Origin of the sequence: Frigoribacterium sp. CFBP 13712 (genome assembly GCF_014842255.1) — a bacterium.
Taxonomy (GTDB): Bacteria; Actinomycetota; Actinomycetes; order Actinomycetales; family Microbacteriaceae; genus Frigoribacterium.
Genome location: NZ_JACYVH010000005.1, coordinates 52,342 through 77,992, shown reverse-complemented (window position 1 = coordinate 77,992; position 25,651 = coordinate 52,342). Strand labels below are relative to the sequence as shown.

General features: G+C 71.6%; 29 protein-coding genes. 17 read left to right on the top strand and 12 right to left on the bottom strand.

What is annotated here, in order from left to right; translation table 11 throughout:
* The first annotated feature begins 62 nt into the window (after positions 1-62).
* Positions 63-1,583: a PQQ-binding-like beta-propeller repeat protein gene (locus IFT51_RS10050; protein ID WP_192060962.1), complete on the top strand. Its 1,521-nt coding sequence runs from the start codon at positions 63-65 to the stop codon at positions 1,581-1,583.
* A gap of 96 nt (positions 1,584-1,679) precedes the next feature.
* On the opposite strand, the gene IFT51_RS10045 is transcribed toward IFT51_RS10050, so the two are convergent.
* Positions 1,680-1,973, bottom strand: a complete 294-nt coding sequence (locus IFT51_RS10045; RefSeq protein ID WP_192060961.1) for a hypothetical protein — start codon at positions 1,971-1,973, stop codon at positions 1,680-1,682.
* Positions 1,974-2,060: 87 nt separating this feature from the next.
* Between IFT51_RS10045 and IFT51_RS10040 the strand changes: the two genes are divergently transcribed.
* The gene (locus tag IFT51_RS10040) at positions 2,061-3,674 is read left to right on the top strand and encodes a PQQ-binding-like beta-propeller repeat protein (protein ID WP_192060960.1); all 1,614 of its coding nucleotides are present in this window, start codon (positions 2,061-2,063) and stop codon (positions 3,672-3,674) included.
* Between the two features lie 73 nt (positions 3,675-3,747).
* On the opposite strand, the gene IFT51_RS10035 is transcribed toward IFT51_RS10040, so the two are convergent.
* Positions 3,748-4,644, bottom strand: a complete 897-nt coding sequence (locus tag IFT51_RS10035; protein WP_192060959.1) for a hypothetical protein — start codon at positions 4,642-4,644, stop codon at positions 3,748-3,750.
* A gap of 93 nt (positions 4,645-4,737) precedes the next feature.
* Between IFT51_RS10035 and IFT51_RS10030 the strand changes: the two genes are divergently transcribed.
* From IFT51_RS10030 to IFT51_RS10000, 7 genes are all read left to right on the top strand, one after another.
* The gene (locus tag IFT51_RS10030; RefSeq protein WP_192060958.1) at positions 4,738-5,184 is read left to right on the top strand and encodes a hypothetical protein; all 447 of its coding nucleotides are present in this window, start codon (positions 4,738-4,740) and stop codon (positions 5,182-5,184) included.
* 55 nt (positions 5,185-5,239) lie between these two features.
* Positions 5,240-5,914 carry an SDR family oxidoreductase gene (locus IFT51_RS10025; protein ID WP_192060957.1) on the top strand — a complete coding sequence of 225 codons (675 nt, stop codon included), beginning with the start codon at positions 5,240-5,242 and terminating at the stop codon, positions 5,912-5,914.
* Between the two features lie 255 nt (positions 5,915-6,169).
* The gene (locus tag IFT51_RS10020) at positions 6,170-7,615 is read left to right on the top strand and encodes a glucose-6-phosphate dehydrogenase (protein ID WP_192060956.1); all 1,446 of its coding nucleotides are present in this window, start codon (positions 6,170-6,172) and stop codon (positions 7,613-7,615) included.
* Between the two features lie 104 nt (positions 7,616-7,719).
* The gene (locus IFT51_RS10015) at positions 7,720-8,952 is read left to right on the top strand and encodes an ATP-binding protein (protein WP_192060955.1); all 1,233 of its coding nucleotides are present in this window, start codon (positions 7,720-7,722) and stop codon (positions 8,950-8,952) included.
* 73 nt (positions 8,953-9,025) lie between these two features.
* Positions 9,026-10,030, top strand: coding sequence for an aldo/keto reductase family protein (locus IFT51_RS10010; protein WP_192060954.1), 1,005 nt, complete (start codon positions 9,026-9,028; stop codon positions 10,028-10,030).
* A gap of 148 nt (positions 10,031-10,178) precedes the next feature.
* Positions 10,179-10,430 carry a hypothetical protein gene (locus IFT51_RS10005; RefSeq protein ID WP_192060953.1) on the top strand — a complete coding sequence of 84 codons (252 nt, stop codon included), beginning with the start codon at positions 10,179-10,181 and terminating at the stop codon, positions 10,428-10,430.
* Between the two features lie 230 nt (positions 10,431-10,660).
* On the top strand, positions 10,661-11,518 hold the full coding sequence (locus IFT51_RS10000) for a pentapeptide repeat-containing protein (protein ID WP_192060952.1): 858 nt from the start codon (positions 10,661-10,663) through the stop codon (positions 11,516-11,518).
* Between the two features lie 78 nt (positions 11,519-11,596).
* Here IFT51_RS10000 and IFT51_RS09995 read toward each other — a convergent pair whose 3' ends face one another.
* From IFT51_RS09995 to IFT51_RS09980, 4 genes are all read right to left on the bottom strand, one after another.
* On the bottom strand, positions 11,597-12,016 hold the full coding sequence (locus tag IFT51_RS09995) for a BLUF domain-containing protein (protein ID WP_243215329.1): 420 nt from the start codon (positions 12,014-12,016) through the stop codon (positions 11,597-11,599).
* A complete protein-coding gene (locus IFT51_RS09990) occupies positions 12,013-13,215 on the bottom strand; it encodes a GAF domain-containing SpoIIE family protein phosphatase (RefSeq protein ID WP_192060951.1) in 1,203 nt (400 codons plus the stop codon). Before IFT51_RS09990 ends, IFT51_RS09995 begins: the two co-directional genes overlap by 4 nt.
* A 115-nt stretch (positions 13,216-13,330) precedes the next feature.
* The gene (locus tag IFT51_RS09985; protein ID WP_192060950.1) at positions 13,331-13,747 is read right to left on the bottom strand and encodes a hypothetical protein; all 417 of its coding nucleotides are present in this window, start codon (positions 13,745-13,747) and stop codon (positions 13,331-13,333) included.
* Between the two features lie 374 nt (positions 13,748-14,121).
* Positions 14,122-14,859, bottom strand: a complete 738-nt coding sequence (locus tag IFT51_RS09980) for an SDR family NAD(P)-dependent oxidoreductase (RefSeq protein ID WP_192060949.1) — start codon at positions 14,857-14,859, stop codon at positions 14,122-14,124.
* 216 nt (positions 14,860-15,075) lie between these two features.
* Here IFT51_RS09980 and IFT51_RS09975 point away from each other — a divergent pair, with 216 nt between their 5' ends.
* A complete protein-coding gene (locus tag IFT51_RS09975; protein ID WP_192060948.1) occupies positions 15,076-15,960 on the top strand; it encodes a hypothetical protein in 885 nt (294 codons plus the stop codon).
* Between the two features lie 659 nt (positions 15,961-16,619).
* Here IFT51_RS09975 and IFT51_RS09965 read toward each other — a convergent pair.
* Positions 16,620-17,255: a class I SAM-dependent methyltransferase gene (locus IFT51_RS09965; protein ID WP_192060946.1), complete on the bottom strand. Its 636-nt coding sequence runs from the start codon at positions 17,253-17,255 to the stop codon at positions 16,620-16,622.
* A gap of 68 nt (positions 17,256-17,323) precedes the next feature.
* Between IFT51_RS09965 and IFT51_RS09960 the strand changes: the two genes are divergently transcribed.
* From IFT51_RS09960 to IFT51_RS09935, 6 genes are all read left to right on the top strand, one after another.
* Complete coding sequence (locus IFT51_RS09960; RefSeq protein WP_192060945.1) at positions 17,324-17,815, top strand: tetratricopeptide repeat protein; 492 nt, start codon at positions 17,324-17,326, stop codon at positions 17,813-17,815.
* On the top strand, positions 17,812-18,345 hold the full coding sequence (locus IFT51_RS09955; protein ID WP_192060944.1) for a GNAT family N-acetyltransferase: 534 nt from the start codon (positions 17,812-17,814) through the stop codon (positions 18,343-18,345). The genes IFT51_RS09960 and IFT51_RS09955 overlap by 4 nt, the downstream gene beginning before the upstream one ends.
* A gap of 68 nt (positions 18,346-18,413) precedes the next feature.
* Positions 18,414-18,848, top strand: a complete 435-nt coding sequence (locus tag IFT51_RS09950; RefSeq protein WP_192060943.1) for a GNAT family acetyltransferase — start codon at positions 18,414-18,416, stop codon at positions 18,846-18,848.
* Positions 18,849-18,899: 51 nt separating this feature from the next.
* Entirely contained in the window at positions 18,900-19,364 is a 465-nt protein-coding gene (locus IFT51_RS09945; protein WP_192060942.1) for a prevent-host-death protein, read from the top strand.
* A gap of 2 nt (positions 19,365-19,366) precedes the next feature.
* Positions 19,367-19,717, top strand: coding sequence for a hypothetical protein (locus IFT51_RS15615; protein WP_192060941.1), 351 nt, complete (start codon positions 19,367-19,369; stop codon positions 19,715-19,717).
* A 182-nt stretch (positions 19,718-19,899) separates the two neighbouring features.
* Entirely contained in the window at positions 19,900-20,529 is a 630-nt protein-coding gene (locus IFT51_RS09935) for a hypothetical protein (protein ID WP_192060940.1), read from the top strand.
* A 96-nt stretch (positions 20,530-20,625) separates the two neighbouring features.
* Here IFT51_RS09935 and IFT51_RS09930 read toward each other — a convergent pair whose 3' ends face one another.
* From IFT51_RS09930 to hxlB, 5 genes are all read right to left on the bottom strand, one after another.
* Positions 20,626-21,423: a transglutaminase family protein gene (locus IFT51_RS09930; protein WP_192060939.1), complete on the bottom strand. Its 798-nt coding sequence runs from the start codon at positions 21,421-21,423 to the stop codon at positions 20,626-20,628.
* Positions 21,424-21,499: 76 nt separating this feature from the next.
* Complete coding sequence (locus tag IFT51_RS09925; protein ID WP_244637183.1) at positions 21,500-22,438, bottom strand: phospholipase; 939 nt, start codon at positions 22,436-22,438, stop codon at positions 21,500-21,502.
* A gap of 347 nt (positions 22,439-22,785) precedes the next feature.
* Entirely contained in the window at positions 22,786-23,061 is a 276-nt protein-coding gene (locus IFT51_RS09920; RefSeq protein WP_192060938.1) for a DUF1653 domain-containing protein, read from the bottom strand.
* 235 nt (positions 23,062-23,296) lie between these two features.
* Complete coding sequence (hxlA, locus tag IFT51_RS09915; protein WP_192060937.1) at positions 23,297-23,917, bottom strand: 3-hexulose-6-phosphate synthase; 621 nt, start codon at positions 23,915-23,917, stop codon at positions 23,297-23,299.
* A gap of 55 nt (positions 23,918-23,972) precedes the next feature.
* Entirely contained in the window at positions 23,973-24,563 is a 591-nt protein-coding gene (gene hxlB, locus IFT51_RS09910; RefSeq protein ID WP_192060936.1) for a 6-phospho-3-hexuloisomerase, read from the bottom strand.
* 101 nt (positions 24,564-24,664) lie between these two features.
* On the opposite strand from hxlB, the gene IFT51_RS09905 reads away from it, so the two are divergent.
* On the top strand, positions 24,665-25,540 hold the full coding sequence (locus IFT51_RS09905; RefSeq protein ID WP_192060935.1) for a LuxR C-terminal-related transcriptional regulator: 876 nt from the start codon (positions 24,665-24,667) through the stop codon (positions 25,538-25,540).
* Positions 25,541-25,651 lie beyond the last annotated feature (111 nt).

Sequence of the window (25,651 nt, the reverse complement as noted above, 5' to 3'; positions counted from 1 at the left end):
CCCGCCTGGGGACGACGCGCCAGCATACAAGGAGGCGCGCCCTTCCCTCGTACGATGACGCCATGGGGAATGACACGGGCTGGCTGCGGGGTCGCTGGCACCGCGCCTCCTCGGGGCGCCGCGTCGCGACGGTGTTCGCGGCCCTGCTCGTCGCGACCGCGGTCGTCACGACGCTCGGCGTCGGCACGCAGCCCGTCTACCCCGAGTGGTCGGAGGGCGACGAGCTGCTCGGCGACCTGCGGATCGCACCGGAGGGCGAGCTGTGGAGCACCGATCTCGCGGCGATCCACGGCACACCGCTGCCCGAGGGCTGCCGGGGGATGCGACCGGTCGGCGAGATCGGGGGCGACGCCGTGATCGTGAGTTCCGCGACCGCCTACGACGGGTGCGACGGCTCGGTCGCCCTGCTCGCCCGGGTCGACCCGGCGACCGGCGAGGCCCGGTGGGTGGTCGATCTCGCCTCTCGGCTCGGGGAGTCCGGGCTGTACATGAACATGTTCCGTGACGACGAGGGGCCGCTGGCCACGGTCGTCGGGCAGTCGGCGCCGAGCTCGCGCGCGGTGCGGGTCGATCTCGACAGCGGCGCCGTGCTCGCCGACGTCATCGGGGCCGACGACGAGGCCGGGCCTGCCCAGCAGATGTCCGGAATCGCCTCGGGGCGCATGCTCGTGGCACTGCAGCCCCGCGACCGCGTCTCCGACGGCGGCCTCGACCTCGAGTACAGCGACGGCGAGACGACCCCGTACCGCCTCGTCGACGTTGACGACCCCGACACGGCGATCTGGAGCGGCGTCGTCGGCACCAGCGACACCCCGCTGCTGCTCGGGTCGTACCTGGTCGTCGAGAGCACGGACGGCCCGGTGGTGATCGACGCCGCCAGCGGGGATCAGCACCCCGTGCCCGGTGGCGCCGCGACGATCGAGAACGCCGGGGTCTCGGGCGATCTGCTCGTGGCCACGGTCACGACCCGTGCCGGCGAACGCGAGGCCATGGCCCTCGACCGGTCGGGCGCGCTGGTCTGGTCGACCCCGCTCGAACTGACCGAGACGGTGACGGTGACCGACGACTGCATCGTGCTCGACCAGGCGCCCGCGACGCTCGAATGCCTGTCGGCCGACGACGGCGCCAGTCGGTGGAAGCGGGTGCTCGACCTCGACGACGACTACGCGGCACGGGTCGACGCGTATCAGCAGGTCGTCGGCGGGGGCACGATCGTCGTCAATGCGGGCTCTGCCGAGGCGGGCACGGCCGATCTCGAAGGGATGCATCCGACGACCCTGCTCGGCCTGTCTCCGGCCACGGGCGAGACGACCTTCTCGGCCGAGGTGCCGGCGCTCTCGTATCTCGCCGGTCTGGCGCGGACCGTCGGCTTCTCGAACGCCTACGTCGGCCAGGACTTCTCGCAGACGATGGTGACGGCGTTCGACCTCTCCGACGGGCGGCGGCTCTGGCAGCAGCGGTCGCCGTCGCGGGGCACGCTCGACTTCTGGGCGGGCGCGCTCGTGTCGGTCGACGCCGACGGGGTCGCGCACGGGTTGCGGACGCAGGCCGACGTGGTGCCGCCGACCGCCGACGCGCATTGATGCCACGGCGCCAGGTTGTGGACACGGCGCCAGGTTTAGACCTGGCGTCGTGTCCATCTTCTGGCGCTGTGCGGGCAGCCCTCAGCGCAGCGGAGGCTAGCTCGCGCGGACGAGCGCCGGGAACACGAACACCGCGAACACGAAGAACGCCGCCATCACGCCGAGCAGGATGAACGGACCCTTGCCCAGCACCGTCTGCCCCGCGGCCTCGCGTCGACGCAGCACCCGCCGGCGGTAGACCGCCTGCATGACGATGAGCGCGACGGCCGCGACCGCGAGGATCGAGATGATCAGGACGTCGATGACGTGTCCTTCCGAGGAGGCGCGGTGCGGGTGGTCGAAGCGCGACCAGCCTACCTGCGGTGCGCCCGCCGCCTGCCGAGCCCGCACCTCCTCGTCCGGCGCCCACCCGTACGCTGAAGGCCGAGCCGCACGGCAGCGGCACGGCGACGACGACGAGGCACCGAGGAGGCGCGGGTGGGCGGACAGGGCGACCGTCGCGTCGACGGGGCCCTCCGCGCCCGCTGGCACCGCGCCTCCTTCGGGCGCCGGCTCGTCGTCGCGGCCACGGCGCTCGTCGTCGCGACCGCCGCGGTGATCGGTCTCGGTCTCGCCACGCAGCCCGGCTACCCCGCTGGCGGGGCGTCGGGCGGGCCGATCGACGGGCTCGTGGTCGACGAGCTGCGGCACCGCCCGACTCCCGGCCCGTGGCGACTGACGACCGCGGCGCTCGGTCTGCCCGAGGTCTCCGACGGCTGCCTCACCTACTCGGTGCTCGCCTCCGTCGGCGCCGACGTGCTCGTGTCGACCTCGTCGCAGCTGGCCTACACCGAGACCGGCTGCTACGACGAGCGCGGCCGCTCCGAACGGCTCGTGCGCCTCGACCCGCTGGCCGGCACGGTGCGCTGGTCGGTCGACGTGTCCGAGATCAGCGGGGGCGGCGGCACGCTCGCGGCGTTCGTCGACGAGGCACGGGGCGACGCGATCGTCAGCACGACCGGTCTCTACGGCTACGGGCGGGGCGCCTCGGGCTACGCGCGCGTCGATCTCGCGACCGGCGCCCTCGCCGACGTCACCACCTCGGATGACGCGACGCCGATCGTCGAGGCCGCCGACGACGGGCTCGTGCTCGTCTCCGTCTCGCCGGCACCCGTCTACGGCTACTCGGACGACCCCCTCGCGGGCGCCGCGGCCGAGGCCCTCCTCGGCTCGCAGAGCGGCCCCCGCACCCTGCTCTACCGCCGCGACGACCTCGGCACCCCGGTCTGGTCGGACGAGCAGACCGGGGACATCAGCTCGTCGGTGCTGCTCGACGACGGTCTGCTCGTCGTGAGCGGCGGCACCGGCACCGTGATCGACGGCGCGACCGGCGACGAGCGATCGTGGGCCGACGATCTGTCGCCCTCGGCCCAGGCGTACGGGGTCGGCGACACGGTGTTCGTCGTCGACTTCGGGCGCGGCATGGACTCTCGGGCCGAGGTGTCCGCCTGGTCGCCCGACGGCACGGAGCGCTGGCGGCGCCCCTTCGATCAGGACCGGCTGCCCGTCGTGACCGGCGGCTGCGTCGCGTTCTCCGACCGGACGGGCGTGCACTGCGCCGACCTCGAGACGGGCGACGACCGCTGGGTCGTCGAGCGCACGGGTGAGAGCCGCGGCATCCCCCTCGTCAGCGACTCCCGCCCGGGTCGCTGGGACGACGACGTGTTCGTGCAGACCTTCAGCGCCCGCTCGTGGCGGGGCGCGGGCGGCTCCGGGCTGGGCGACCCCGCAGGCGACCGGGCTCTGCTGCTGCTCGACGCCGAGACGGGCTCCGAGCGGATGCGGGCGTACGTGCCCCCGGACTCGTCGGTGGTCGCCGTCTCACGCTCGGTCGCCTACGTCGCCGGCAGCGACAGCTCGGACGCGATCGCCGGTCACCGCGTGTTCTCGACCGTGGTCGGTGTCGATCTCTCCGGCGGTCGCACGCTCTGGAGGCTCGACTCCGACGCCGACCTGCAGTTCTGGGGCGGGGCGCTCGTCGAGATCGGCGACGACGGCTCGATCCGCCGCCTGGTCGACGACGTGCGCGTCACCGACACCGTCGCCCGCTGACCCGCCGACCCCGCTGACCCGCCGGCTCGCCGAGGAGGCGCGGGTCGCGTCAGCCGCGCAGTCGCGGGTCGCGTCAGCCGCGCAGGTCGCCGACCCAGCCGGCCAGGAACTCCGCCCCGGCCTCGTCGTGGATGAGGTCGGTGGCGCTCGTCAGCACCGGGTACGGGGTCACGGGCACGCCGTCGGCCGGGCGCACGTCGACGTGGGCGACGTCGTGTCCGTTGGCGTGCAGCCAGTCGGCCATGGCGTAGTCGCTGCGGGAGTCGCCGACGGTGCGCCAGCTGATCGGCAGCGGGCCGTCGAGGGCGAGCAGCTCGAGGGCGCGCTCGGCACCCCGGTCTTTGCCGAGCAGCACGGACTCGATGTCGGTCGAGATGATGGTCGGGTCGATGCGCCACTGCACGGCGCCGTCGGCGTCGGGGCGGACGTCGTCGAGACGGCGGACGCCGAAGCCCCGGGCGACCAGCGCCTCCATCGCCTTGCGGTCGAGATCGGCCTGGCGCGCGAGGTAGGCGGCCGACGAGACCGAGGTGAGCTGCTCGATCGAGACCATGGCGCGCTTGGTGCGGTCGAAGAAGACGAGGTCGGCGAACTCGGCGGCGACCAGGGAGTCCATCTCGGCCGAGAAGTCGGCGGGCATGGCGAGCGACTCGTCGACGACGACCTCGCTCATGCCGTCGGGGCCGTGCTCGGGGCCGATCGAGAACCACGAGGCGCCCTTCTCGCAGACGCCGTGCACGCGGGCGCCGCGGGGCAGACCGGCTGCCATCAGCGGCACGACGACCTCGTCGCGGATGAACGCGTCGGAGCGGCCCGTGTTGAACACGAGCGGGATGCCGGCCTTGGCCAGGGCGACGAGATCGCGCGTGATGGCGGGGATCGCGATGCTGCGGGTGATCGGGCTGGCGATCGGCCCGTCGACGTCGAGGAGCAGCCCGAGGGCGGGGCGGGGGGTGGCAGACGAGTTCACCCCGTCATCTTCGCAGCAGAACCTCCCCCCGTCGGCTGAAACGTCCGGCGGCTGTGGATGGGATGATGGACGACCAGAACTGAAGGAGACCCTGTGGCCTCGCTCCCCCAGACCGTGATCGACGCACTCGAGGCGTTCGCCGCACCCGACCAGCGCGGCACCGTCCACGACCTCGCCCAGGTCGCCGCCGACGAGGCCGACGAGCGTCTCGCCGCCGTGCTCGAGTCGGCCGACTGGGTCGACATGAACGCCAAGCACCCGGTGGGCCCCGACCGCAGCGACCCCGAGGGCATGCGGCGACTGCTGCAGGCGATGGGCGCCGAGAGCCGATGCGCCGTCGTGACGTCGCGCGGATCCGAAGACGACCGCGATCTCGGAGGCGCGCTCGATCAGGTGCTGCAGCATCAAGACCACGGCGCGATCGTCGTGTGCCGACCCGGGCCGCTCGCGTTCCTGGTGACCGCGACCGACGAGCACTGGCTGCTCAGCGATCGCGAGATGCCGATGCTGACCGGGCAGATCCCCGTCATCCGCACCTGAGCAGACCCGACCCGCATCGCCCCGAACCGCATCGCCCTCCTGGAGGCACACGCACGTGAAGACCGCTCTCGTCACCGGATCGACCCGCGGCATCGGGCTCGTCGTCGCCCGTGAGCTCGGGCGCGACCATCACGTGATCGTGCACGGCCGCTCGCAGGAGGCGGTGGCAGCGATCGTCGAGTCGCTCCCGTCCGCGACCGCCTGGGTCGCCGACCTCGCGGGCGACTCATTCGAGGCGCCGACCCTCGAGTCGCTCGACGTGGTCGTGCACGCGGCCGGTGTGATCGGCGGCGCCGAGGTCGAGCGTACCGCCCTCGACGACTGGCGCCGCGTCTTCGAGGTCAACGTCTTCGCCGTGGCCGACCTGACCCGGCAGCTGCTGCCGGCGCTGCGCACCGCGCAGGGCACGGTCGTCACGATCAACAGCGGCTCGGGTCTGACCGCCGGCCCCGGCGGCAGCACCTACGCGGCGAGCAAGTTCGCTCTGCGGGCGCTGACCGACTCGCTGCGCGAGGAGGAGCGTCCGAACGGCGTGCGGGTCAGCTCGGTCCACCCCGGGAGGGTCGACACCGACATGCAGCACGAGCTCGTCGAGAAGGAGGGCGGCGAGTACGACGCCGCGCTCTACCTCGAGCCCCAGTCGGTCGCCGACGCCGTCCGCCTGGTGGTCGATCTGCCGCACGGGGCCACCGTCGAGTCGCTCTCGCTCCGCCCCACGCGCAAGCGCTGACGCGCGCTGCGCCCCGCGCGCCCCGCGCCGAACACCCCCTTCGCCGCGCGACACCCCGATAGATGCGGGTGCAGCGCCGGAAACGGGGTGCAGCGCGGCGGTCGGCCCGCGTCGGCGGCCGCGCGCTCCTCGCCGAACACCCCTTTTCCCGCGCAACACCCCGATGAATGCGGGTGCAGCGCCGAGAACGGGGTGTCAGGCTGCACGAGGAGGCGCGCGAGGGCGCCGAGCGCACCTCCCGACTAGCGTGCAGGCATGACGAACGCGCCGACCGAGTCCGCGACCCTGTTGATCCTCGGCGCGAGCGGTGATCTCGCTGCGCGCCTCCTGATGCCCGGCCTGGGCGGGCTGCTGACGCACGAGTCCGAGCGGCGGGTGCAGCTGGTCGGCGCCGGCACCGAGGAGTTCGACGAGAGCGCGTGGCGCGCGCACGTCGCCGAGGCGTTCGAGAGCGTCGAGGCGTCGGGCCCGGCGGTCGAGGCGCTGCTCGAGTCGACGATCTACCGGACGGTCGACGTGACCGATGCCGAGCAGATGCGGGCGCTCCTCGGCGAGTGCACCGCGCCTCCTTCGATCTACTTCGCTCTGCCGCCCGCGATCACCGCGAAGTGCTGCGCGGCCCTGGCCGAGCTCGACCTGCCCGAGGGCACGGCGCTGGCGCTCGAGAAGCCGTTCGGCACCGACCTGGCGACGGCCGAGAAGCTGAACCGCGAGGTGCTGGCGCTGGTGCCCGAAGACCAGGTGCACCGGGTCGACCACTTCCTGGGACGGTCGACGGTGCTGAACCTGCTCGGGCTGCGCTTCGCGAACCGGCTGATCGAGCCGATGCTGAACAACACGCACGTCGAGAGCATCGAGATCGTCTACGACGAGGAGCTCGGTCTCGAGAACCGGGCCCGCTACTACGACCACGCGGGGGCGCTGGTCGACATGATCCAGAGTCACCTGCTGCAGGTGATGGCGGTGCTGACGATGAACGCCCCGGCGACGTTGACGGCGGCCGATCTGCGCGACGAGAAGGGCCTGGTGCTGCGGGCGACGCGGCTGTGGGAGGGCGATCCGGTGGCGAACAGCCGGCGTGCGCGGTACGAGGCGGGCACGGTCGACGGGCGCGAGCTGCCGGCCTACGCCTCGGAGGAGGGCGTCGACCCCTCGCTCGAGACCGAGACGCTGGCGGAGGTCGTGGTCGAGGTGGCGAACTGGCGCTGGGCCGGGGTGCCGATCCTGCTCCGGTCGGGCAAGGCGCTGGCCTCGAGGAGGCGCGAGATCGTGATCACGTTCCGCCCGCCCGCGCACGTCCCCGCCGAGTTCGTCGGCGGTGGCACGCCCGACCGCCTCCGCATCGCCATCAGCCCCGACGAGATGTCGCTCGAGCTGAACGTCAACGGCCCGGGTGACGCGTACGACCTCGGTCGGGCGGCGCTGCACGCGGAGTTCGGCAGTTCGGATCTGACGGCCTACGGCGAGGTGCTGAGCGGGATCCTCGACGACGACCCGACCCTGTCGGTGCGCGGCGACACGGCGGAGCAGTGCTGGCGCATCGTCGACCCGGTGATCGCGGCGTGGAACGCGGGCGACGTCGAGCTCGACACGTACCCGGCCGGGTCGGCGGGGCCCGAGGCGTGGCCCGCGGGGGCGCGGCAGAACGAGCCCGCGGTGCGCGCGGAGAAGACGGAGCCCGCGGCGCGGCGGCCGGAGTAGGCGCGGGGGGGGGTGAGAGCCATGCGCTCAGCGCTCCAACCCTGACCCGGCCTCGTTTGATAAAGTTATCAGCAGTCGACCTAGCCTCTGATAACTTTATCTTCATGCGGTCGCCCCTCACGAACCCCTTCCAGGCTGGATCCGACATCGTCCCCGACGTCTGGGCAGGTCGCTTCGAACAGCTCAGCGACTGGAGAGACGTCCTGCGACCCCGGAGGAATGCGGGTCTGTACGAGACCGGCCGGACGATCCTCGGCGAGCCGGGCACCGGCAAATCGAGCCTGGTACGCCGCATCGCCCGCGACGCCGCAGAGCTCGGCGACTGGGTGACCCCGCAGGTGCGCATGCCGGTCGGGGCGGACCCTCTGAAGCTGGTCGCCTCCGCAGTGCTGCGCCTGGCCGACACAGCGGGTCTGCGCGCCTCCTCTCGACAGCATGTGCTGCAGCTCCTGGCTCGGGTCGAGCAGGTCGCGATCTCGGGGTTCTCGGTCACGGTGCGAGGCGGCGAGGGTGCGGAGCCGTCCACCGCCTTGTTCGAGCTGCTGGTCGAGCTCGGACGAGCGGCGATCGAGCAGGGCGTCGTCGTGATGATCCACATCGACGAGGTGCAGAACATCGCCGACGAGGCGGCCCTGTCGCAGCTGCTGATCGCGCTCGGCGACGCCCTGTCGTACGAGGTCGAGGTGACGGCCCCGGGCGGGGTCGTAGTGACACGGTTCCTGCCCATCGCGGTCTACCTGACGGGATTGCCCGACTTCGAGGACATGGCCGGGGCGCGCAAGGGGGCGACCTTCGCCCGGCGGTTCCGCACCACGACCCTGGCCGCACTCGACGAAGGGGCCCTGCTTCAGGCCCTGCAGCCGTTCGTCGTCGAAGGCTGGGAGACTGCGGCCGCCGACGGCGGTGTCGAGATCGTGCGGATGAGCCGAGAGGCGACGAAGGCGATCGCCGAGCTGTGCTGCGGAGAGCCGTTCCTCTTCCAGCTCGCGGGCCAGCGTGCCTGGAACGCGAGCGACGGCGCGACGATCTCGGAAGACGACGTCGTCTCCGGGTGGCGAGGCGCCGAGAGCGAAGCGTCAGCCCACGTCGAACGCATCCTGAACCGTCTGCCATCCGGCGAACAGGAGTTCATCAACGCGATGGCGGCCTTGCCCCGCGACGACCGGAAGCTCACCGTGATCGCGCAGCGCATGGGGGCGACGAGCGCGCCACAGGTGGGTGCCGTGTCGCGAAGGCTGGACACCGTCCGGGGCATCATCGATCGAGGCAAGCCCTACTCGTTCCGCAACCGCGCGGTCGAGGCGTACCTGACGACCGACTGGCCGCGGGTGGGGTGAGGCCGCGACGGCGCCCCCGAGGCGTAGCGTCGACGACGGCCCGCAGCGGAGCGCGCCCGACAAGGAGAACCCCATGGAATTCAGGTACCTCGGCAACTCAGGACTCAAGGTCTCCGAGCTCACGTTCGGCAACTGGCTGACGCACGGCTCGCAGGTCGAGAACGACACCGCGACCGCGTGCGTCCGCGCCTCGCTCGACGTCGGCATCTCGACGTTCGACACGGCCGACGTCTACGCGAACACGCAGGCCGAGGTGGTGCTCGGCGAGGCGCTGAAGGGCGAGCGGCGCGAGTCGGTCGAGATCTTCACGAAGGTCTACGGCCCGACCGGCCCCAAGGGTCACAACGACACCGGCCTCAGCCGCAAGCACATCACCGAGTCGATCAACGCGTCGCTGAAGCGGCTGCAGACCGACTACGTCGACCTCTATCAGGCGCACCGGTACGACGTCGAGACGCCGCTGGAGGAGACGATGGAGACCTTCGCCGACCTCGTGCGTCAGGGCAAGGTGCTCTACATCGGCGTCTCGGAGTGGAACGCCGAGCAGCTGCGCGAGGCGCACCGGCTGGCCCGTGAGCTGAAGATCCAGCTCGTCTCGAACCAGCCCGAGTACTCGCTGCTGTGGAGGGTCATCGAGGAGGAGGTGGTCCCGACCTCGAAGGAGCTCGGCATCTCGCAGATCGTCTGGTCGCCCATCGCGCAGGGCGTGCTGACGGGCAAGTACACGAAGGGCGCCGCTCTGCCCGAGGGCAGTCGAGCGACCGACCAGAAGGGCGGGGCGGCGATGATCGAGCGCTGGATGCGCGACGACGTGCTCGACGCGGTCGCCCAGCTGAAGCCGATCGCCGACGAGCTCGGTCTGACGCAGGCGCAGCTGTCGCTCGCCTGGGTGCTGTCGAACGAGAACGTGGCGTCGGCGATCATCGGGGCGTCGCGCCCCGAGCAGGTCGAGTCGAACGCGAAGGCGTCGGGCGTGAAGCTCGAGTCCGACGTGCTCGCGAAGATCGAGTCGATCTTCGCCGGGCTCGCCGAGACCGACCCCCGCAAGACCCAGATGCCCGCCGGCCGCGAGGCGTGACCGCGCGCTGACCGACCGACGACGCGGTGTCCGGGGCCCACGGGCCCTGGACGCCGCGTCGTCGTGTGCCGTGCGACAGGGCGCGCCAATCCCGACGGGTGCCCTTGAGAAGGCGGAACCGCCGGCGCTTCACCGATACATTCTGATGATGACCGGGATCCAAGTCGCTGCGCTCTTCTTCTCCCCTGCCTTCGCGATCTTCGGTGTCTGCTTCATCGTGTTCCATCAGCACATCTCGGACATGGCTCGACTGTTCCGAAAGGAGCGGGGGGCATACGTCGGTGCGCAGACCCAATCCCCCGGGCTGATGATCGTCGTCGGCCTCTTCATGCTGATGGTCTCGGTCGCCATCGTGCTGTACGCATTCACCGGCATATTGGGCGACCACAGCCAGATCTGATGCCGCCGGAAGGGACTGGGCGCAGCGCCACCGGGCTCGCACTCCCGCCGCCCGCTAGCCTGGCGGCAGTGACATCCTCATTCTCTCTGTGACGCCGAGGCTCATCAGCAGCACCGGTTCGCTCTCCTCGACGAGGGCGGTGATTTCGTGCGCCCGGATCGGGAATTCCTCCGGGAGTTCCCCCCCTCCTCGCCCCCTATCGAAATTCACTTTCCAGAGAGCTTCTCCTCATGGCGTCCATCGACCTTCCCGACCCCTCATCTCACAGCCGCGCAGATCTCCGAGCGAACTGCGGCGACTGCTTCGCACTCTGCTGCACGGCGTTCGGCTTTCAACGCTCCGCTGACTTCGCGATCGACAAGCCAGCGGGGACCGCTTGTAGAAACCTGTCCGACGACTTCGCGTGCACCATCCACGATTCGCTTCCCCAGCGAGGCTTCCGCGGCTGCACGGTCTTCGACTGTTTCGGCGCCGGTCAGTTCGTATCCCAGCAGTTGTTCGACGACGTGAGTTGGCGAGAGAGCCCAGCGACGGCGCCCGAGATGTTCGCTGCTTTCGCGCTGGCCCGTCAACTGCACGAGATGCTGTGGCACCTCACCGAGGCCAGCGCGAGAGCGATGTCGCCTGATTCCGCAGCGCCCGCAGACGACCTCCGTGACAGGATCGCCGCCTCCCTCGCTGCTGATGCGGAGTCGGTACTGGCCACCGATGTGTCAGAACTCCATGAACAGGTTCGACAGGTTCTCATCGACGTGAGCGCAGAGGTGCGAGGCGGATACCAGAACGAGGACGAGGGTGGGGCCTCGGACTTCATGGCCGGGTCGGATCATGCGGGGGCGGACCTGCGAGCCATGACGCTCGGCGGTGCGGATCTGCGCGGGGCGTGTCTCATCGCCGCCGACCTCCGCGGCATGGATCTCTCACACGTGGACCTCCTCGGAGCCGACCTCCGCGATGCGCGGCTCGAAGGCGCGGACCTGTCCGCGGCGCTCTTCGTCACGCAGTCGCAGATCGCTGCGGCCCGGGGCGACGCCCGAACGGCGCTCCCTCAGGACATCGCACGGCCGCGTCACTGGCACCGACCGTGACTCGCGCCGGTCTCTCGTCGCGGGCACTTCTCCGGGACGGGTCGCCGCGAATCCCTGAGGCGACTGCCCGGCCACGGGCTACGCCTTACGGCGGAACCATTCGAGGAGGAGCTGGGCACGGGAGGAGTCCTCGCGGATCCCGAAGCGCCCGACGGGTGTCTCGAAGAGGGACTCGTAACCGGGGGCTGAGCGCAGATCGGCGTCGACCGGGTCGGGGAGGCCCATCGACCACTGCGGGAATCTGCGCTGCTCGATGGACTCGTCGAGGAGCGTCTTGAGATCCGTGTGGCGGGGATCGGCGGAGATCACCGCGTATCTCTCGCGGACATCCGAGTCGGCGCCTTCGAGGACCTGCATGAAGCGGCCCTTCTTGTAGAGGAGCATCCCGGTGAGGCCGTGGCGCTCGTTGTTCTCGCGGCTCTGCAGCAGCAGGGCTGCGATCTGCGTCGCATCGAACGGCGTCGACGCCGTGCTCAGGTAGGTCAGGGAGGTGATCACGGTCGCATCGCTTTCTTCTCGTGACGACGGACGACCAGCACGGTGACGTCGTCCTCGGGACGGAGGGCTCCAATGGCATCCGACAGCGCTGCGAACAGGCTCGCGTCGTCGGCGGATCGTCGGACGAGGGCCGCGAGCTCCTCGAGGGCGCCCAGCGTGCCGTCGTACAGGTCGAGCGCGCCGTCCGAGCAGGTGAACAGGACCTCGCCGGGGTTGAGAGTGGTCTCGTGGGCCGTCCATCCGCCGCCCTGGGCGATTCCGATCGGGAGGTCCGTCGAGGCCAACCGCTCCGAGGTCCCGTCGGTGCGGATGACGACCGACAGGCCGTGTCCCGCGTCGGCGAATCGGAGCAGACCGGTTCGAGTGTCGAGGGCCGCGTGGAAGAGGGTGGCGAAGGTCCCCGTCGCCGAGAGGTCGGCGAGCACCTGCTCGTTGACCGCGGAGACGGCGGCAGCGGGATCCCAGCCGGGTCGAGCCTGGAATGCGGCTCGTACCGTCGCGGCGATGAGGGCGGCGGAGTAGCCCTTGCCCATCACGTCGGTGAGGGTGACGTCGATCCGCTCGCGCGACGAGACGGAGGTGAAGAAGTCGCCTGCGACCTCGGAGTACGGACGCGTGAATCCGGCGACCGTGAACCCGTCTTCGTGCGTGAACGGCGCGGGGAGCATCTGCTGCTGGGTGCGCCGGGCGTGATCGGCGGCGTGCACCTGGCGCAGCTCGCGTTCGACCCAGGCGCCGAGCTCGTCGAGGAGATCCTGATCCTCGATGGTGAGGTCGCGTGCGGCCGTGTCGACGAGGCAGATCGTCCCGACCTGGGCGCCGTCGGCCACGCTCAGGGGTCGACCTGCGTAGAAGCGGATGTGGGGGTCGCCCGTGACGGATCCTCGGTGAGCGAACCGCGCATCCTCGAGGGCGTCGGGGACCACGAGGATGTCGGGCTGCTGCACGACGACGTCGCAGAACGAGTCCGCCCGCGGTCCGAACGGCGCCGCGCCCGGTGACTGCGGGGACTTCGTGAACTGGTGGTCCTGGTCGATGAAGTTGATCTCGGCGATCGGCACCCCGAAGAGCTGCTTGGCCATGCGCGTGATCCGGTCGAAGCGCTCCTCCGCACCGGTGCCCATGATCCCCAGGTCGTCCAGCGCCGCCAGCCGGAGACGCTCCCGTGCTTCGGAACGATCCATCGTCGTCTCGCTCACCGCGCCTCCTCGTCCTCCGCCGCTCGAACTATCCGACACCTGCAGCCCGGCCGCTGCAGATCACGCTACGCGGCTGAGGTGGGAACAGGCACCCCGCTTACGGGGTGTCGATGCTTCACGCGGCAGACCATCCGGCGGGGCGGAATTCGCGCTGCACCTCCGCGATGTCGTAGACCTCGAGCTCGAGGAGGTCCGCCAGGGTCTCGCCCTCGGCGTGCCACACCTGCTCCCGCTCCAGCGTGTCCCAGCCCGTCTCGGGCACGAGATGGTCGAAGAAGGTGTCGGTCCACGCGAGTAGTCGGGCGGCGAGTTCAGCGGAGAGGCCGTAGTCGTCGGGCTCCATCCCGTATTTGTCCGTGCCGCTCTCCCAGAGCGGATAGGCGTGACCCCAGTCGACGAACAGACGGATGCTGCGCAGCTCTCCGTCGCGAGCCTTGCGGGCACGCTCGATGGCCCGCCACGACGAGATGCCCTCGGGCACCAGGAGCTCGACCTGCGTGACAGGGTCGACCACGACTCTTCTCGAATCCATGCCACCAGGGTCGCACCCTCTCGTCGAGTCATGACTGCAAACGGAGCCGGGGCGGGGCGAGGCGGGCGGGCCGGGCCGGGCCGGGCCGGGCCGACGCTCGCGAGCTATTACGCGACGATGCGTAATAGCTGTGGCACCATGGCACCTCCTGGGCCAGGGTCTCGGACCTCGGGAGCACGGGTTCCCGCCACGTGCGCCGGGTCCGCCCCACGCACGACGGGCCCAGCCCACGCGCGGTGGGTCCGGCGGGTTCGTGTCACTCGGGGCGGGTCAGCGCTGACCCGCCGCCGATGACGGGAACCCGCCGAACCCGCCACGCACGCACGCACGCACACGCACGCGCACACGCACACGAATGCACGAACCCGCAGCGCTCACCCGCGCGGCAGCACCACGCCCGTCTCGCGCTCGAGCGCCGCGAGCACCGCGTCCTGGAAGCCCTCGTCGCCGACCGACTCGTGCGGCCGCTGCTGCTCGTCGTGGAACCAGTACGCCCCGCTGACCTCGCCCAGCTCGCCCAGGGCCAGCAGCCGCTGCGTGCGGTGACCGAGCTCGAAGCCGTCGGGCGCCCCCGCGCCTCCCATCTTCGTGGCCACCCAGCCCGGGTCGACCGCATTGCTGCGCAGATCGGGCAGGAGGCGCGCGACAGCCGCCGAGAACGCCGTCACGAACAGCTTGCTGTCGGAGTACGACCCCGTCTCGCGCGACCCCGCCCAGTCGACGGTGTCGAGCACCGACGCGCTGCCGCTCTTGTGCATGCCGCTGCTGAGGTACACGTGCCGGGTCGGCGCTGTCAGCAGGGCGGTGAGCAGGTAGGGCGCGACGACGTTGACGGGCATCATCGCCGCACCGCGGATGAGCCCGGCGTTGTGGATGACCGCGTCGAGCGGGGAGTCGAGGGCGTTCAGCTCGTCGGCGAGCGCCGTGACCGCGTCTCGGTCGCCGAGGTCGGCGACGACGAGTCGGGCGCCGCGGTCGACGAGCGGCTGCAGCACCTCCCCGCGGGAGTCGCTGCGCGCGTGGACGACGACGTGGTGCCCCTGCTCGAGCAGGGCTTCGGCGGCGCCGCGGCCGAGGCCGTCGGTCGAGCCGGTGACGAGGATGTGTGCCATCCCTCGACTCTGGACCCCGCGCCTCCTGGGGGCCTGGGTCCGGGGCTGCGGCGGGTTCCCGTCATCGGGGGCGGGTCAGCGCTGACCCGCCGCGGAGGACGGGAACCCGCCGAACCCGGCCCGCGCCTCCCGCCGAACCCGGCCCGCGCCTCCCGTTTGGCGGGATGGTCCTCGCGAGGGATGCGAGCCACCGCCGTGCTGCCCGAGACTCGGCTCATGCCCTCCGACACGACCGATCCCGCCGACGTCGACCACGCCGCCGCGACAGACGGCAGGAGGCGCGGGTCGAGCCGCCGCCGCACCGTCGCCCTGGTCGTCGGCCTGGCTCTGGCCGTGCCCGCTCTCGGCATCGGCGCTCCGGCCTGGCTGCTCGTGCCCGATCCGGTCGTCACGACGGTCGTCGACGCTCAGGGGCATGAGACCGAGCTCGACTGGAGCGAGCACCCCGGCCGGTTCGGTCTGCCCGTCGACGAGGTGCTGGCCGGCCCCTCTCTCGAGGAGGGCGTCGCAGAGGGCGAGGCGATGGTCGACGAGATGGAGGCGGCGCTGACGGAGCGGTTCTCGGTGAGGTGGGTCGCGCCTCCTGCAGGTCTATCCGACGACGACGTGGCATTCCCGACCGACAACGGGTGGGGTGGGCCGTCGCTGCTCGAGGTCGTGAACCTGCCGACCGAGCAGACCTCGTCGGTGCCGCGGTCGTGGGCCGAGAAGGAGGCGGCGGTCGCGATCATCGGCGAGGTCGCCGCCCGGCACGGCTGGTCCGAGCCCTGGTTCGACGACGAGCGCTGGCCGCAGCCCGCCGCCGACCGCCTGGCGCAGACCGGCGGGACGACGCTGGCCGAGCAGGTGATCGTGTCGGGTGGTCTCGAGGGGCCGACGGGTCAGTGGCTCTCGTTCACCTTCCAGGACCTCTCGAAGGACGACGCCGAGGGGACCTTCGCCGCTCGCTTCGACGACGTGGCGGATGCGGGGTGGGAGCCCGAGTCGATCACGCTGTCGTACGGGGCGAACGGGCTGCTGCCCGAGGCGCGCCGTGCCGAGTTCGAGCGCCGCGCCGAGCCGTTCGCAGGGCAGGCGCTGCCGGAGGCGCAGGAGGACTGAGGAGGCGCGGNGCGCCGAACGCACCCGAGCACACCGCGAGCGCGCTCGCGAGGATGGCACCCGGGAGGAACGCGGGTTGGAGGACGGCGCCGGCGATCAGGCAGCCGAGAGCGATGACGAGCAGCACGCACCGGCTCGCGTCGCCACGGACGAGCGACGCTCCGAGCAGGGCTGCGCACGCGAGGGCGAACGCGACGACGGATGCGGCCGCCACGCCGATCCAGACGGTCTCCGCACCGAAGGTCGTGCCCGACGACAGGTAGCGAGCGCACCACACCGCGATGCCCCCGGTGAGCAGCACCGGCATCACCGCGAGGGCCGCGCTGCACCTCGCCCGAATGGTCGGGGACGACCCGCCGCTCGCGAAGACGACGACGCAGGCGACCGTCGACAGGGCGATGACGAGTGCCGTGGCGACGGCCCCGGGCACGATCAGCCCGATGCCGTCCGGTCGGAATCCGCGTGACTCCGCCAGGACGTCGGCTGCGAGTAAGACGGGCCCACCCGCGGTCGCGATCGCGCCGAGAGACCCGAGCGTCAGCAGCACCACGCGGACACGGGATGCTGCGGTCGGCGACATGACGACAGTCCATCAGCAGGAGGCGCGCCCCGCATCCCCCGCGAGGACCCGATTCGGCGCGGTCACCGGCCCTGGCCGCTCACGGGTGCCGACGCAGCTCCGCGAGGATCGCCCCATGCGGGCGCGGCCGCGGCCCCGGCCCATGCCCACGCCCCGGCCGACCACCTGTCCGCGTATGCGTCTCGACCACGTCGAACCGCGCCTCCTCGAGCTCGGCGGTCAGCGCGTCGACCGACCACCGGTACGCGGTGACGACGGCATGGTCGAACGCCTCCACCTCGTCGCCGACGAAGAACCCCACCAGGAGCCGGCCGCCGGGCCGGAGCACCCGCGCGAACTCGTCGAGCGCACCGCCGAGGGCCGCCGGCTCGTGGTGGATGAGCGAGTACCACGCCAGCACTCCCCCGTAGCTGTCCGCCGGGTCGGTCAGGGCGTCGATGCTCCCGATCGCGAAGGGCACAGAAGGGTAGGAGGCGCGTGCATGGTCGACGAAGGCCCCGACCGCATCGACACCGCGGGCAGCGACGCCGCGGCCCGCCAGATGAGCCGTCCACTGACCGGGCCCGCACCCCGCGTCGAGCACCGGGCCGTCGACCCCCTCGGCCCACGTCGTCACGAGCTGCACATCGGACGGATGCGCCGCCGACATCGACCCCAGCTGCTCGATGTACTCGGCGGCACGCTGTGAGTACGACCTCTCGACGTCCCCTGTCATGCCCGAAGCCTAGGAGAATGAGGCGCCGAGCTCCCCACCCGGCCACCGGATCGCAATAGCGTGGTGGCATGAGCGACGAAATGTGGGAAGACCGAGTGGCCGCGCTGTGGGCTGACGAGACGATCGACGACCAGCAGCGGATCGATCGCATGCGCACCCTCGCCGACGAGGCACCGCACCCCGCCCTGGGCGAGTTCGAGCTCGGGGGCGCCTTCGACACCGGCGGGCACGAGGTCGAGGCCGACGTGCACTACGCCGCCGCCACCGCAGCCGGGCTCGACGCCGTCGACCCCGACCGGGCCGCCCGGATGGTCGTGCAGCACGCGTCGACCCTCCGCAACATCGGCCGCACCGATGAGGCCATCGCGATGCTCCGAGACGCACCCGAGCACCCGGCCACCGGAGCGGCCCCCAAGGTCTTCCTCGCCCTCGCGCTGCACAGCGCCGGCCGCCCCGACGAAGCACTCCGCGTGGCGATCGAGGCCGTCGAACCGACCCTCCCCCGCTACCACCGCTCCGTCAAGGCCTACGCCGCCGCCCTCACCGAGGACGAGCGGTGATCGCACGACTGAAGCTGCCCGTGTCCGTCCGCGCCCGCGACGCGAGCGTGCTCGTGAGACGGGCGACCCGCGACGACCTCGAGGCGATCATGGGGCTGCTGTCGGACGATCCGATCAGCGCCGGGCGCGGCGACGTCGCGAGCGACGGAGACCGGGGCGCCTACGCATCCGCGCTCGATCGGATCGTCGACGACCCGAGCAACGAGCTCGTCGTGGCGGTGGACGCCGCCGGCGTCGTCGTGGGCACGCTGCAGCTGACGGTCATCCCCGGCATGGCACGACGCGGCAGCTCGCGACTGCTGGTCGAGGCGGTGCGCGTGGCCAGCACGCAGCGGTCGTCGGGCATCGGAGGCGCGATGATGCGCTGGGTGACCGAGCAGGCGGCCATCGAACTCTCCACACCCCTGGTGCAGCTCACCTCGGACTCCGCCCGCACCGACGCGCACCGCTTCTACACGCGCCTCGGCTTCGTCGATTCGCACGTCGGGTTCAAGTACGCGGTGCCGCTGCCCGCGCACGCCCCGCGATAGAGGCCGATCGGGGGCGTCGTGAGCGACTCGCGGTCGGGAGTCGCGCCTCCTCGTGTCAGGCTCTCGGCATGGTTCAGATCAGAGCGTTCGCCGAGGCGGACACCGAGGCCGTGGTCGCCCTCTGGCAGGAGGCGCGGCTCGTCAGGCCGTGGAACGACCCGTACCGGGACATCCAGCGCAAGACGACGACCCAGCCCGAGATGTTCCTCGTCGCCGACGACGCCGGCTCGGTGGTCGGCACCGCCATGGTCGGTTACGACGGGCACCGGGGGTGGATCCACTACCTCGCCGTCGCGGCCTCCCAGCGCGGCACCGGGCTGGGGAAGGCGCTGGTCGGCGAGGCCGAGGCGATGCTGGCCGCGCTCGGCTGCCCCAAGGTGCAGCTGCAGGTGCGACCCGACAACACCGACGTCATCGCGTTCTACGAGAGCCTCGGCTACGCGACCTATGAGGCGGTCAGCATGGGGAAGCGGTCGGAGAGCGACGAGGCCGTCACGCCCTGATCATCATCCGGCCCCCTGGACTTCCGAACGTGTTCGGAATACTCTGGGGAGATGAGCCAGACGATCTACAGCCTCTCGCGCACCCGTCGCTCCTCCGACCTGAGCAAGCACTCGGCGGAGGTCTTCGCCGAAGCGGAGGATCACCCTGTGACGGTGACACGTCGCGATGGTGAGGCGCTCGTGCTGATGTCGCAGCGCGAGGCCGTCGGCCGAACGCGGCTCCTCGACATCGCGGCGCAGTTGATCACGGTCACGCTCGACACGGAAGGCTCCCTGAGTGAGCGGATGTCGCGATCCTTCCCGTGGATGCTCGCACTGTCACCCGCCGACCGCGAGACATGCGCGCGCGATCTCATCGACGCCGCGCGCGCCTCGTTCTCGACCGACCAGTCTCATCTCGTCACCGTCGAGTTGACCGCCTGGAAGGAGACGGCCACGGCCGTGGCGGCAGGGCTCGGCCGCGAAGATCTCCAGTGGCTCGACGACGGGGTCGTCCACTCCGTCGAGCGGCCCTAGGTTTGGCGGGCCGCAAGAGGGGCGACCTGGTTCCACGACCTGCGAAGAAGATCGAGTACGAGATCCGGTTCGCGACGGTGGATGCCGTCAGGGGCTGGAGGGATCTGACCTCGACGGTTCGCAACGCCATGGCTGAGACATGGGACTTCCTCACGCGCACTCCCCTCGTGACGACTCCGACCAATTACCGGCTTCGAGGCGAACTCGGATCGATCGAGCGGAGCGGCATCACGTACGACCGCTGGCAGCACAAGCCGACAGCCCAAGGGACTGCGCGCATCTGGTACTTCGTCGACGGGCAGACCGTCTACCTCGAACAGGTCCACACGAACCACCCGAATGAGACCAAGTGACGATCGGCTGGTCCTCTCCGCCAGCCTTCTCGCCCGGCGCCTTCGTGGCCTCGGACGAGACCCCAGCACGTCGCCCAGACCCCGGTGCGCGCAGAGGGGTCTCGGCGAACTGCTGGGGTCTCGGCGGCTGGTCGGCGGCTGGTCGGCGGCTCGGGCGGACACCTGCGTGACTACGGTGAGGCATGACGTTCTTTCCTGCGGTCGTGCCGTCCGACGACGACGAGGTCCCGGCGGAGTCGTACCGGCCTCCCGAGTGGGCCGCGCCTCCTACCGGCTGGCTTCCTTCGCGCATCGGGGTGTCGGCGCTGCTCGCCTCGACCGACGATGTCGCCATCACGATCAGAGGCCTCGCCGTGTACCCGACGGGCGTCGCGCTGGACGTCGACTGGTCGCTCCGCAGCCGGGGCCAGACACCTCGCGAGTGGGCTGACCTGTCCGACCGCTTCGAAGGCGGACGCTGGCGGCCGGGCAGAGCCGACCCGGCTCGAAGCATCCGGTTCGGCGTCGCCCTCGCCGACGGGACGAAGGCCCTGACCGAAGTCGGTCACGGCCACCATCACTTCGGTGACGATGCCGTGGTTCCCGACCCGCCCCTCCTGACCCTGAACGAACACGGCGGCACGGGCGACGACGAGCTCTTCACCACGTCGGCCTCGCTGTGGCTCTGGCCGCTGCCATCCGCCGGCGCGCTCGATCTCGTCGTGAGCTGGCCCGAGTTCGACGTCGCCGAAGCGCGGCACACCCTCGACGCCGTCGACTTCGCGATCGAGGCGGCGAGAGCCCGTCCGCTCTGGCCGACTCTCACCGACTGAGGGCAGCCGCGCGAGACCCCAGCGGTTCGCCGAGACCCCAGTGCGCGCAGAGGGGTCTCGGCGAGGAGTTGGGGTCTCGGCGCGTTGGCCGCAGGCTCAGCCGAGGCTGACGAACTGCGCGACGTCGTCGGTCGGGAGCTCGTCGACGACGGCGGTGACGCGCATGCTCGCGACCGTCACCGCGCCTCCTCGGCTCGACAGGAACGCCGTGTCGGACGCGTCGCGCCCGGTCGCGATCCGCACCAGCGACTGCCGCGGGGCCAGCGCCGTCGCGTCGACCACGTGCCACCGCCCGTCGACCCACGCCTCGGCGACGGCGTGGAAGTCCATCGGCGACAGCCCCGGCGCGTAGACCGACACGAGCCGCGCCGGCACATCGAGCGCCCGCAGCAGCGCGACGACGAGGTGCGCGTAGTCGCGGCAGACCCCCCGACGGTCGAGCAGCGTCTGCACGGCGCCGTCGGTCGGTGCGCTGGCCCCGGGAACGTACGCCAGGTGCGAGCCCACCCACGAGCTGACCGCCGCGAGCAGATCGCGACCGTCCAGCCCGGCGAACTCGGCCCGCGCCGTCGGGAACAGCGTGTCCGACTCGCAGTACCGGCTCGGCCGGCGGTACCGCACGAGATCGATCTCGTCGAGTTCAGGAGGCGCGAGACGGCCCTCGACGACGGCCCGGTAGTCGACGGTCACCCGCCCGGCCTCGACCTCGCACAGGTGCAGTCGCGTGCCGTGCCGGTCGTCGATCTCGCGCACCTCGATCGGCTCGCCGTTCTGCGTCACCGCCAGCGACTCGTCGACCACCCCGTCGTACAGGCGCGACACGGCGACCGACAGCACGAACTCGGCGGGCGCCGCGACGTCGAACTCGAGCAGGGCGGAGGCGTGGCGTCTCATGCCTCGATCCTGGCAGCCGCTGGCCCCTGCCGCGTGTCGCGCGTGTTACCACTCGGCGCACCGCCCGCAGGGCGGCTCAGTACCAGTTGACCGCCTGGCTGTGCGACCACGCGGCGCACGGGCTGCCGTACGCGCGGTCGATGTAGTCGAGCCCCCATACGACCTGGGTGGTCGCGTTCGTGGCCCAGTCCGAGCCGGCCGACGCCATCTTGCTGCCGGGCAGCGCCTGCGGGATGCCCGTCGCACCGCCGTTCGCGTTGTAGGCCTTGTAGTTCCAGCCGGACTCCTTCGTCCAGAGCGAGACGAGGCACGAGTTCTGGTCGGCGCCCCAGCCGTAGTCGGACGCGGCGAGTCGCTGCGCGGTGGCCTTGGCCCCGGCGACGGAGTTGCCCTCGGCCAGCGACGCGGCGGCGGCTGCGGCGGCAGCGGCCTCGGCGGCCGCCTTCGCGTCGGCAGCGGCCTTGGCGTCTGCCGCGGCCTTCGCCTCGGCGGCGGCCTTCTCCTCGGCGGCCTTCTTCTCCGCGGCGGCCTTGGCCTGCTTGTCGACCTCGGCGGCGGCGGCCTGCACGGTCTGCGCCGTGCTCGCGGCCTCAGCGACCCGGTCGTCGACCGCGTCGGCGTCGAGCGACCGGTAGTCGTCGAGTGCGGCCAGCGAGGTCTCGAGCGCGCTCGTGTCGACCTTGCCGGCGGACGCGGCGACGACCTGGTTCGCGATCGAGATCGTCGACTTCGCCTTCGCGTGGCTGAGCGACTCGGCGATCGCGGCCTCCTGCTCCTCGACGTCGGCCGCGTGGGAGGCGGCGGTCACGCCGGTCGCGGGCCCGGACGTCGTGTACACGGCGAAGCCGGTGCCGCCGACGAGGGCGACGGCGGCGATCGAGCCGATGGCGACCAGCTTGCGGCGGGCGGCCCGGCGACGCGCGGTGGCCAGGGCCCGGCGGGTGGGGGGCACGGCGGTGGCGGCGGTCTCAGGGGTGGGCGGGGCGGGGGTGGTGCCGGGTGTCTCGAGGGGCATGAGGTCCTAGTGCTCGGCCGACCCGCGCCTCCTCGGTGCTCGCGAGGAGTGCGCACCCCGGTTCTGACGACGGACTGGACACGTCGTCGACACCGGGGATCGGCGGTGGATTCCGTCGAGGCGGCTGAGCCTCGAGTCGTCCGCCCACGCTCCCGTGCGGACGGGCGTGCGCTCGGGCGAAGCGGCAAGTATGCAGAAGGTTCCTGATCATCCGCACAGAATCATCCTGCAGAGGGATGCGGGAGGCGCGGTGGAAGGATGCAGGAGGCGCGGTGAGGCACGACGGGGCGCCGCCGAGCAGGTCAGTGCCGGGCAGGTCAGTGCCGCTCAGGGCACCGCCGACCGGGTCAGTGCTCGCGCACGAACCGCGGCCCGTCGTACCCGTCGCGCTGGACGTTCGCGACGAAGTCGTCGAGCGGGCGCACCCAGAACGAGTAGTCGTCGTAGAGCTTCCGGTAGAAAACGAGCTGCTCTTCGGTCTCGCTGTGCCGCCCTGTGCCGACGACCTCGTAGAGCGCGCCCTTGAAGTGCCGGTAGATGCCGGGCGAGGGCGCGGCGCCGGGGGCGGGGTCGGGCTCGGGCTCGGAGACGGAGGTGGGCTCGGGGGTGATCGACTCGCTCATCACGATCACACTACGACCACCCCGCACGGACTCGACTACGGCTCAGGTCCGCGCTAGTTTCGACCCCGGCGAGCCGAGAGGTGCGGCCGCCGGCAGCAATGGCGCTGACGACGGCCGTGCCTCTCGGCGAGCCCTGCGCACGCTCGTCGCCTCGACGCGGAACCCCCGCATGAGCATCGAACCCCGACGTGACAGGGTGCGATGCTCACGCGGGGGTTCGACGTGGTGGGGTGGATCAGATGGCGGCGCGGATCTCCGCAGCGGCCGCGGCGACGTCGTCCGCACCGTAGATCGCGGCACCGGCGACGGCGACCTGCGCACCGGCGTCGCGGACCGAGCCGACCGACGACGCCTTGACACCGCCGGCGACGGAGAACGGCACGCCCGAGGCCTTGCCGGCCTCGAGCAGCTTCTCGAACGTGAAGCCCTCTTCGGCCTGCTCGTCGAGACCGGCGTGCATCTCGACGAACTCGGCGCCGAGCTCGACGACCTCCTTCGCGCGGGCGGCCTTGTCGCTGACGCCGATCAGGTCGACGACGATGCCCTTGCCGTGGGCCTTTGCGGCCTTGACGGCACCGGCGATGGTGCTGTCGCCGGCCACGCCGAGCACGGTCACCAGGTCGGCGCCGGCCTTGAAGGCCTCGCCCGCCTCGAGCTCGCCGGCGTCCATCGTCTTGAGGTCGGCGAACACGATCTTGTCGGGGTGCGCCTCTTTGATGGCGGTGATGGCGCGGAAGCCCTCGGCCTTGATCAGCGGCGTGCCCAGCTCGATGATGTCGACGCTCGGGGCGGCGGCGGCGGCGAGCTCGAGAGCGGCCTCGGTGGTCAGGGTGTCCATGGCGAACTGCAGCTTCATGTGGTGCTCCTTCTATGAGGTGGGGTGGAACGGGATCCGAGGAGGCGCGGTGCGACTACTCGAGGTTGGCGTGCCGCGGCCAGAGGTCGTCGGCGTCGATGCCCGAGCGCTTCCACAGCGAGTGGAAGATCGCGTCGCCGACCAGCACGACGACCTGCTCGAACAGGCCGCCCGCGTACTGCGCCGACGCGTCGCCCGAGCGGTCGAGCTTCTCGGCCGCGGGGACGATGACGACGGCGGTCGCCAGCTCGGCCAGGGGCGACGAGGAGGCGGTGGTCACCGCGGCGACGCGGGCGCCGGCCTCGGTCGCCGCCTCCGCCGCACGGACGATGCCGCCCGTCGTGCCCGAGCCGCTCGCCGTCAGCAGCACGTCGCCCTCGCGGATCGCGGGGGTGGTGACGTCGCCGACGACGTGCACGGTCAGCCCGAAGTGCATGAGGCGCATGGCCGTCATACGGAGGGCCAGGCCCGATCGACCGGCGCCGTGCACGAAGACGCGGTCGGCGTCGGCGAGCAGCCCCGCGACGGCTTCGAGACCGTCGGGGCTCGTCTCGATCACGGCGCGGAGGGCCTGGTCGACCTCGGCGCGCACGAGGTCGAGCGCGTCGGCGGGTGCGGCGGTGTCGCTGGTGTCTGCGGGAGGCATGGGTACCACCCTCCTCGCCCGCACCTCCTGATGCGCCGTGCATCCGACGGGGTGTGACTATCCGTTCGGGTAGGTGGGGTTGTGGAGGATAGGTTGAGGCCATGCCCGACACAGCCGCCGCAGCAGCCGACACAGCCGCAGCCGACACCGCCCAGCCCCTCGTCGATCTGCCGTCGCCCGCGAGCCGGTCGCTCGTCGTCGAGCACGCCCGGTCGGTCGCCGAGCTGGTCGACCGGCAGGCCCTCACCCTCGAGTCGCTGCTCGCGACGCTCCGGTCGTCGCGCCTCGACGACCGCGCCGCCCGCACCATGGCCATCGACATCGCCGCCTCGGCCATGGTCGAGATCCGCACCGAGACCGATCACCAGCGGTCCCTGCTGCTCGAGCCGGTCGTCGGGGCCTTCGCGCGCCTCCGGAGCGATCTGCGACCACTCGTCCGCTTCGGCGACCTCGACGTGCAGTTCGTCGAGCCTCCGGCGACGGGGCGCGCGCTGCCCGGCGAGGTCGCCCACGCCGCCCGCGCCATCGTGCGGAGCGCCGTGCTCGCCCTCGTCGACACCGGCGACGCGCGGCGCGTGCGGATCCAGTGGGACTGCGACGGGCTCAACCTGCTGATGAGCATCCGCGACGACGGGGCCGGCGCCCTCACCGTGCGCGACGACTCGCTGCGGCCCATCGCCGAGCGGGTCACGGCGCTCGACGGCTCGCTCTCGGTCGCCTCGACGCCGGGGTGGGGGTCGGACGTCGCCGTCTCGCTGCCCCTCGACCCGCCCGCCGAGAGCGGGACGCTCGACGAGACCGTGGCGCTGAGCGGGCGCGAACGCGAGGTGCTGCGGCTCGTGGCGTCGGGCGCGCGCAACCGGGCGATCGCCGACTCGCTCGGGATCAGCGAGAACACGGTGAAGTTCCACGTCTCGAACCTGCTGCGGAAGGCCGGCGCCCGCACCCGGGCCGAGCTGACCGCGCTGACGCGGTAGCGCGGGCCGCACCGGACTGCAGGAGGCGCGGTGCCGGCAGGAGGCGCGGCGCCGGCCGACCGCGCCGGCCAGCCGGCTCATCGCTACACCCGGTTTTCGGCGATACACCCC

What these genes read in the sequence shown, in the direction of transcription:
- IFT51_RS10020 (WP_192060956.1), top strand. Translation starts at nt 6,170, where the DNA reads ATGACGAACGCGCCGACCGAGTCCGCGACCCTGTTGATCCTCGGCGCG.
- IFT51_RS10000 (WP_192060952.1), top strand. Translation starts at nt 10,661, where the DNA reads ATGGCGTCCATCGACCTTCCCGACCCCTCATCTCACAGCCGCGCAGAT.
- IFT51_RS10050 (WP_192060962.1), top strand. Translation starts at nt 63, where the DNA reads ATGGGGAATGACACGGGCTGGCTGCGGGGTCGCTGGCACCGCGCCTCC.
- IFT51_RS10010 (WP_192060954.1), top strand. Translation starts at nt 9,026, where the DNA reads ATGGAATTCAGGTACCTCGGCAACTCAGGACTCAAGGTCTCCGAGCTC.
- IFT51_RS09965 (WP_192060946.1), bottom strand. Translation starts at nt 17,255, where the DNA reads ATGACAGGGGACGTCGAGAGGTCGTACTCACAGCGTGCCGCCGAGTAC.
- IFT51_RS09960 (WP_192060945.1), top strand. Translation starts at nt 17,324, where the DNA reads ATGAGCGACGAAATGTGGGAAGACCGAGTGGCCGCGCTGTGGGCTGAC.
- IFT51_RS09905 (WP_192060935.1), top strand. Translation starts at nt 24,665, where the DNA reads ATGCCCGACACAGCCGCCGCAGCAGCCGACACAGCCGCAGCCGACACC.
- IFT51_RS09950 (WP_192060943.1), top strand. Translation starts at nt 18,414, where the DNA reads ATGGTTCAGATCAGAGCGTTCGCCGAGGCGGACACCGAGGCCGTGGTC.
- IFT51_RS09975 (WP_192060948.1), top strand. Translation starts at nt 15,076, where the DNA reads ATGCCCTCCGACACGACCGATCCCGCCGACGTCGACCACGCCGCCGCG.
- IFT51_RS09985 (WP_192060950.1), bottom strand. Translation starts at nt 13,747, where the DNA reads ATGGATTCGAGAAGAGTCGTGGTCGACCCTGTCACGCAGGTCGAGCTC.
- IFT51_RS10015 (WP_192060955.1), top strand. Translation starts at nt 7,720, where the DNA reads ATGCGGTCGCCCCTCACGAACCCCTTCCAGGCTGGATCCGACATCGTC.
- IFT51_RS10005 (WP_192060953.1), top strand. Translation starts at nt 10,179, where the DNA reads ATGACCGGGATCCAAGTCGCTGCGCTCTTCTTCTCCCCTGCCTTCGCG.
- IFT51_RS09920 (WP_192060938.1), bottom strand. Translation starts at nt 23,061, where the DNA reads ATGAGCGAGTCGATCACCCCCGAGCCCACCTCCGTCTCCGAGCCCGAG.
- hxlB (WP_192060936.1), bottom strand. Translation starts at nt 24,563, where the DNA reads ATGCCTCCCGCAGACACCAGCGACACCGCCGCACCCGCCGACGCGCTC.
- IFT51_RS09930 (WP_192060939.1), bottom strand. Translation starts at nt 21,423, where the DNA reads ATGAGACGCCACGCCTCCGCCCTGCTCGAGTTCGACGTCGCGGCGCCC.
- IFT51_RS09925 (WP_244637183.1), bottom strand. Translation starts at nt 22,438, where the DNA reads ATGCCCCTCGAGACACCCGGCACCACCCCCGCCCCGCCCACCCCTGAG.
- IFT51_RS09980 (WP_192060949.1), bottom strand. Translation starts at nt 14,859, where the DNA reads ATGGCACACATCCTCGTCACCGGCTCGACCGACGGCCTCGGCCGCGGC.
- IFT51_RS09945 (WP_192060942.1), top strand. Translation starts at nt 18,900, where the DNA reads ATGAGCCAGACGATCTACAGCCTCTCGCGCACCCGTCGCTCCTCCGAC.
- IFT51_RS09935 (WP_192060940.1), top strand. Translation starts at nt 19,900, where the DNA reads ATGACGTTCTTTCCTGCGGTCGTGCCGTCCGACGACGACGAGGTCCCG.
- hxlA (WP_192060937.1), bottom strand. Translation starts at nt 23,917, where the DNA reads ATGAAGCTGCAGTTCGCCATGGACACCCTGACCACCGAGGCCGCTCTC.